The sequence below is a fragment of the Cupriavidus numazuensis genome (assembly GCF_905397435.1).
GTDB classification, from domain to species: Bacteria; Pseudomonadota; Gammaproteobacteria; order Burkholderiales; family Burkholderiaceae; genus Cupriavidus; species Cupriavidus numazuensis.
The window spans coordinates 62686-70101 of sequence record NZ_CAJPVI010000050.1; the positions used below are offsets into that span (position 1 = coordinate 62686).

Here is a 7416-nt window from a genome sequence, read left to right on the forward strand (position 1 = left end):
CAAATCGTCTGACCGCACGAATAGTCGCCACGGTACGGATCACGCCGGAAACAGGCGAGTTCTAAGTGTAGCCGTGGGAAGTGCGTGGCTACCTGCGCCGGTATCGTCCGCATTGACGATAGGCGGTCGCCGACGATTCAGCTCCTTTGCGATGCATCATCTCCTGATCAAGAACAGGAAAATTCCCAAACCAAGTTCGGATTAACTCTATATCCGCCCTAAGTCGATTGCCTTAGCTTGCGCTGAGTCTGGGCGCGCTGGATTCATGATCCTTGCGCCCAGGATTGCCTGATACCCGCGCACTCCGGTCTGGGGTGTGCCCGACAAAGGGAAATCGACGATGGCCGAGGGATGGAGTGATCCAGCTGCGCTGGTCACGGGAAGACAAGCGTATTTTCTGGAGATTCCCAGTGCGCCGAGTGCCAGCGCGCTCTCGGTCGTGTCGTTCACGGCCGTGGAGCGGCTTGGCGAACCCTACGAGGTGACTGTCCAGCTGACCCATCCTCTGGAGCTGGATCGTGCTGAATACCTCACCAAGCCGGCGACCTTCGTCATTCAGACCGCCGATGACAGCGAGCCGCGCCGTTTCGCCGGACGCATCACCCGCTTTGCCAAGACGCGGCAGACGCGCGATTTTTGCGCCTACGAGATGGTGCTACAGCCCGCGGTCGCGCTACTCGGCCTGACGCAGCGAAGCCGCATCTACCAGCAGAAAAGCGCCCCGCAGATCATCGAAGCGATCCTGCGCGCGCATGACCTCAAGGGACACCAGTTCGCCTTCAAGACGCGGCGGCAGTACCCGGAGCACAAATTCCGCTTGCAGTACCAGATGTCCGACTGGGACTACATCCGTCTGCTGATGAAGCAGGAAGGCTTGTACTGCTACTTCGTGCGAGGCAAGTTTGGCGAGATGATCGTCTTTGGCGACGATATCGACCACTATATCTACCAGCCCGAGTTGCGTATGCCGTACCGCGAGACGGCGGGTCTGGAGGCTGGTGTGGAGGCGGTATTCGCTCTCGAGACCCATGCCAGGACCGTGCCGGCGTCATTTCTCGTAGCCGACTACAACCCGGACAAGGCCTACGAGCGCTTCAAGGCAGAGGCCAACATCGCGCGCAAGGATCGCACGACATACGGCCAGCCCTACGCCTACGGCACGCACCACCTCGATCAGGACGGCGCCAAATGGGAGGCGCAACTGCGCCACGAAGCCGCGCTGGCCGGACAAGTCGTCTACCACGGTGAGAGCAATGTGCTGGAACTGTGCCCGGCCCGCATCCTGCGCATGGATCTTGCGCTGCCGGATGCGCCCAACGGCCAGGTCATTACCGAAGTCATCCACAGCGGTGCCCGCGATCAGGCGTACCGCAACACGTACAAGGCGATTCCCTCGGACCGGCGCTTCCGCCTGCCGATGGATGAGGCCAACTGGCCACGCATCGCCGGGACGCTGAGCGGACGCATCGCTTCGCCGGGGCAGTACAAGTATGCGTACCTGACCCATGCAGGCCACTACGTCGTCCGCTTTGACCTGGACTTCGACGAATGGCCCAGGGGCGGCGAAAGCGTGCCGCTGCGCCTGGCCAAGCCCTTCGCCGGCGGCCTGCAGACGGGTTTCCACTTCCCGCTGATCGATGGTACCGAGGTGGCGATCGGCTTCCATGACGGCAACCCGAACCGGCCGTATATCGCCCATGCGCTGCACAACAGTCGGCAGGAAGACCTCATCACCACCCACGACCGGTGGTTGTCGCGCAACGTCATTCGCACGCAGAGCAACAACAAGCTGCGCATGGAGGACTGGAAAGGGCAGGAGAGCATCAAGCTGTCCACCGAATATGGCGGCAAGACGCAGCTCAACCTTGGCTATCTGGTCGATGGCAGGAAGAATCAGCGTGGAGACGGCTTCGAGCTGCGTACGTCGGGCTGGGGCGCGATTCGAGGTGGCAAGGGCTTGCTCCTCTCGGCGGACGATCAGCCGCGCGCGGCCGGCCAGCAACTCGACATGCAGAGCGCCAGGACACAGCTGCAGGCCGCAGTGGTGCAAATGCAAGGGCTCGCCGAAAGTGCCCGGGCCGCCCAGGCCTATGCAGCAGAAGTAGAGCAGCAGCGGAAATTCCTGGAGCAGCGTCTGGACAAGCTGCAACAAGCGGTGCTCCTCGCAACGGCTCCCGCGGGCATCGCCTTGACCAGCGGGCACGACATGCATATCGCCGCGCAGGGACAGCTTGCCGTCACGTCGAGCGGCAATGCCGATATCAGTGTCCTGAAGAAATTCACCGTCGCGGCGGGTGAAGCGATATCGCTGTTTGCCAGCAAGCTTGGCATGAAGCTCTTTGCAGCCCATGGCAAGGTCGAAATTCAGGCGCAGGGCGACGAGATGCACCTGGCAGCGTTGAAGGACCTGAAGATCACCAGCGCCAATGGCAAGCTGATCCTCTCCGCAGAGAAGGAAGTCTGGATCGGTGCGGGTGGATCGTACATCCGGATCGCTGCGGAGCGCATCGAGAACTGCACGCCGGGTGATATCCGCGAAAAGTGTGCGACATGGGACAAGGAAGCCGCTGTCTCCATGAAGGTGTCGACGAACCTTGGCAGTGAACTGCCCTCCCAGCCTTTGATGCTCAATGCAGTAGCCTCGCCGTTCTCCCATAGCACCTTGCCAGTCGGCATGCCATACAAGCTGCTCGCGAACGGTGCGCTGATCAAGCAAGGGGTGACGGACGCCTCGGGGACGATCCCGGTCGATCATCACGCGGCCACCCAAAGCTATCAACTGGAACTAGCGAACGGTGTTTCGTACGCCCTGCCCGTTGCAGAGGAATACAAGCGCGACGTGAAAAACGGCCAACTGGCAAATCACGGCTTTCATTTTCACGAGATAGGGCCGGGTAGTGACGGTGCCGCCGCGGATCGGGCGGATTACCGCCATGTCTACCAGAAATTGCTTGAACCGGGATCTGACGCATGACGAAAACTCCAATCACCGTGCCCATTGCGCTGTCCCGTACGAGAAGCGCCACCATTACGTTGCCGTGGTTCGTCCAACGCACGGAATATGCCCGTGCGCCAGGTACCTTCGAACCCTTGGTGAATGGCGAGGAGACGTTCCGCGACGTCTACAACGCCATTCAATCAGCGCAATCGAGCATCGACATCATTTGCTGGGGCTTCCAGCCCTCCATGTTCTTCCGGCGAGGCGCGGATGGACAGGGAACGCAATGTATCGGTGAGTTGCTCGAAGCCATGGGGAAACGCGGCATCAAGGTGCGTGTGTTGTGCTGGGGCGGACGCGCACTTGGCATCCCGGAAAGCAACAATATCTTCGGCCCCGAACCAAACATGCCGTACCGACCGGCGGCTCGCGCCATGGCGAGACCCGATGCGCGCTGCTTCCCTGCGGAATTTGACCGCTACTGGTTCTGGTGCGTTGCCCAGAAAGATCCGCGAAGGCTGACCTTCCGCAACCTGGTCATGCATCCGACTGTGGTCGCGGCGAAAATTCTGCCGGCCTGGCGATTGGCGACACTCGAGAATGTCGAGTTCATGACTCGGGACTTTTCGTTGGAAGACCGCGCGGAGATCGCCTTCAGGACCAGCATCTTCGGCGCCGACGCGCAACGCAGCGGCGCGAACAAGGCTGCCGGCGGAGTGGCCATGGGACCGCTTGCACCCACCCATCACCAGAAAATGGTGCTGGTGGACTACGAGATTCCGGACAGCGCCGTCGGCTACGTTATGGGCCACAACATGCTGGACGCATACTGGGATATCGATTCCCACAGCGCCGTCAAGACGCGCGGCGATCAGGGACGCAATGGCGCCACGCCACGGCAGGACATTTCGAGCCGGATAACGGGGCCCGTTCTGCGCTACCTGAACGACAATTTTTGCCAGGCATGGGATCGGGAAACCGACGCTGGACTAGGCAAGGCGCGCAAGCATGCCGCGAGCGGACTCAAGCTGCGGCCCGCACTTGGCCAAAAGGTGATGGCGCAGGTTCTGCGCACGCAGTCGCAGGAGAACAAGCGGGACATCGAGACGATGTACTTGCAAGCCGTGAACAATGCGACAAGGTTCATCTACATCGAGAACCAGTACTTTCGCTTTCCGCCGCTGGCGGAAAAGATCAAATCAGCCGCCATGGCGCAACTCAAGTGGGGACGCGACCCTGGCGAGCATGGACCCATCCATTTGTTTGTCGTGACGAATTCCAGCGATGAGGGCATGGGCGACGGCACCGTCAATACGTACCGGATGCTTGAGTCGCTGGGTCGTGCCGACACCATCCCCGGTGTCGCGACGCTGGAGCGGGAAGATGTCCGGCAAGCCGATCTGAAAAAGCAGCACGATCAGGCGGTGGAGCAGGAAATGCAAGCCAGGGAGGCTATCCGGGGCGCGCACGAAGTTCAGCAGTATGTGGATTCGGAAGCGATCCGGCAGAAGCTTGCTCAGGCACAACATCAGCTTGAACAAGCACAGCGGGCTAAAGCAAAGCTGAAGGCGAAAATGAAGGAGCCACCGAAGGTGGTCGTGCCCGAGGAAATTCCGGGCCTGAAAGTCCACGTCTGTACTTTGGTCGCACCCGACTCACCGCCTGGAAGATGGCAGGACGTGTATATCCACTCAAAGCTGATGATCGTGGACGACGTGTTCATGACGCTCGGGTCGGCCAACATCAATACACGCAGCATGGAAGGCGATAGCGAGTTGAACATATGTCATGAGAACGACAAGGTGACGCGGCCGCTGCGCCGGCGGTTGTGGAATATCCACACTGGAGAGTTGGGGGCGCAGGATGATCCGGCGGAGGCATTCAAACAGTGGGCTGGCACCATCGAGCGAAATGCGAACAACCGCAACAATGGGCGGGCTCCAGAGTCTTCTCTGATCCAATTTTTCCGCGACGATCCCAAGCGGACCATTCTGGACTGACCCATGCGCACTTCACTGGCCTTGCTTCTGGCCGCCTTCGCGCTGACCGCTTGCTCCAAGGAAAAGCCCATGCGAACTGTTCCCGATCTGGCTGCCGTGCGCACCAATTTGGCCTTTTCCTGTGTTCACGAAACGGATCACTTGCCGCCGCTCGCTCCCGAGGCCGACAAGCTGTTCAAGTACGCGCGTTTCCTGCAAACGCGTCCCGGGCCCAAGGACTTTGACGAGGTCGCCCGCTACTACCGGATCGCGGCAGCGCACGGTCACTACAAGGCGAACCGCAACCTACAGCAATTGGTCTCACAAGGACTTGCGTCGTCTCCCTTGCCACAGAAGGAGAGCATCGACCTGGCCAGTCACCTTGTCGATTCCGGTGTGCCGTCCGGCTACTACGATATCGGCTATTACCTGAACCTGGGCTATGGACTCAAGCAAGACTGGGAGATGGCGCTGCGCTACTTCCGCAAGGCGGCAGACTTGGGCAGCGCGGAGGCGCAGTTCTACGTGGCGAAGCTGCTGGCGCCTATGGACAAGGCTCCCAATATTGCCAGGCAGATGCGTCAGTGTGCCACCGAACAAGGACATGGGCATGCGGCCTTCCACTTAGGAATCGATCGGCAGGGTAATGGGTTCTACCCTGAGGCTGTGTCGGCGTTCCAAAACGGCGTGATGGCGGGTGATACATTGTCGGCGCTTGCATTGGAAGAGGGCTTCAAGGGACCACCTCAAACCAATAGATCATATTACCTCGCGCTGCCGTACGACGCTGAGCGCTCACGGCGTTACAAGCTCATCGGAAAGTTCATCGACAAGAACGACGGTCGCAATCCGAAAGTCCCTGACATCGACCAGATCGTTCCGCTTCCCCCGGCCAAGCTGCCGCCATGGGACGGCACTTTTCAATGGGAAAGGGAACGGGCGGCCCCTCCCGAAAAGCCCTCGGACGAACTGATCAACCGCCTGAGCAAAGAGAAGGGCCTCGACCCCGCTACCGGCCTGCCGCTCGAGGTCTCGGTGACACCTGAGCAATCTGACGCATCGACTGCCAGCCTCAGACCATTACCACTCGGGACGAAGGCGGAGACCGGAAAGCGCTGTCCGCAAAGCGGCGTCTGGTGCGTACCTGCTGCCGTGGGCATGGTTGCCGGAGCCAGACAGCGCTTCGCGAAGGGAGACATCATGCCGCCTCTGACCGGACCGAATCCGCGACGCTTTGCGTGGATGGATGCCCTGCTCGGTGACCGTCAACGTTCGGCAGATGTGACGTGGGAACTGACTGCCCACAGTGCTGAGGCTTGATGACCATGCGCACGCCACTGACCTTGCTTCTGGCCGCCTTCGCGCTGACTGCTTGCTCCAAGGAGCCACCGATGCGAACGGTTCCTGATCTGGCTGCCGTGCGCGCCAATTTGGCGTTTACCTGCATCCACGAAGCCGATCATCTGTCGCCGCTGGATCCGGATGCCGACAGCTTATTTAAGTACGCTCGTTACCTACAAAAGCGTCCGGGGCCCAAAGACTTTGACGATGTCGCCCGCTACTACCGGATCGCAGCTGCGCACGGTCACTACAAAGCCAATCGAAATCTGCAGCAACTGGTCTCACAAGGCCTCGCGTCGTCTCCACTGCCGCAGAAGGAGAGCGTCGACCTGGCCAGTCAGCTCGTCGATGCAGGCGTGCCGTCTGGCTACTACGATATCGGCTACTACCTGAACCTGGGTTATGGGCTGAAGCAGGACAGGGAGATGGCGCTGCGCTATTTCCGCAAGGCGGCGGACTTGGGCAGTCCGGAGGCGCAGTTCTACGTGGCAAAGCTGCTGGCGCCATGGGACAAGGCTCCCGATATTGCCAGGCAGATGCGTCGCTGCGCAACCGAACAAGGGCACGGGGAGGCTGCGACCGAGCTGGGCATCAATCTTCAGGGTCAGTCCCAGTATTCGGAAGCCGTAGGAGTTTTTCAGAACGGTGTAGTGGCAGGTGACACGCTGTCTGCGCTTGTATTGGAAGAAGGCTTCAAGGGGCCGCCTGCGACCAATAGACTCTATTACCTTTCCCTGCCAGCTGACGCTGAGCGCTCACGGCGTTACAAGCTCATCGGAAAGTTCATCGACAAGAACGACGGTCGCAATCCGAAAGTCCCCGACATCGACCAGATCGTTCCGCTTCCTCCCGCCAAGCTGCCACCTTGGGACGGCACCTTCCAATGGGAAAAGGGTCAGACCACTCCTCCCGAAAAGCCCTCGGACGAACTGATCAACCGCCTGAGCAAGGAAAAGGGCCTCGACCCTGCCACCGGCCTGCCGCTCGAAGTCTCGGCGAATGACGAACGGTTCCCTGCCGCGAGCCGAATGGCAATGCAAGGAAACAACCGTGCTTATCCGGTTAGCTCCCAGACCTACTAGATGTAGTGGGTAGCGATTTTTTGGCGTAGAGCTCGGCATAGGTCGGCGCGGTGACGTCACCAGCGATGCCGAGCAG

The 7416-nt window shown here is 60.3% G+C and carries 3 protein-coding genes and 1 pseudogene; all 4 read left to right on the forward strand.

The features are described from left to right. Nucleotides 1-340: 340 nt before the first annotated feature. Nucleotides 341-2974 (forward strand): type VI secretion system Vgr family protein, encoded by a 2634-nt coding sequence (locus KHO41_RS31115; RefSeq protein WP_211957089.1) that lies wholly within the window; start codon nt 341-343, stop codon nt 2972-2974. Further along, nucleotides 2971-4938 carry a phospholipase D-like domain-containing protein gene (locus KHO41_RS31120; RefSeq protein WP_211957090.1) on the forward strand — a complete coding sequence of 656 codons (1968 nt, stop codon included), beginning with the start codon at nt 2971-2973 and terminating at the stop codon, nt 4936-4938. The genes KHO41_RS31115 and KHO41_RS31120 overlap by 4 nt, the downstream gene beginning before the upstream one ends. 3 nt (nt 4939-4941) lie before the next feature. Further along, nucleotides 4942-6237, forward strand: coding sequence for an SEL1-like repeat protein (locus KHO41_RS31125; RefSeq protein ID WP_244874114.1), 1296 nt, complete (start codon nt 4942-4944; stop codon nt 6235-6237). Between the two features lie 5 nt (nt 6238-6242). Then, a pseudogene (locus KHO41_RS31130) lies at nt 6243-7256 on the forward strand (SEL1-like repeat protein); the annotation flags it as partial. Nucleotides 7257-7416 lie beyond the last annotated feature (160 nt).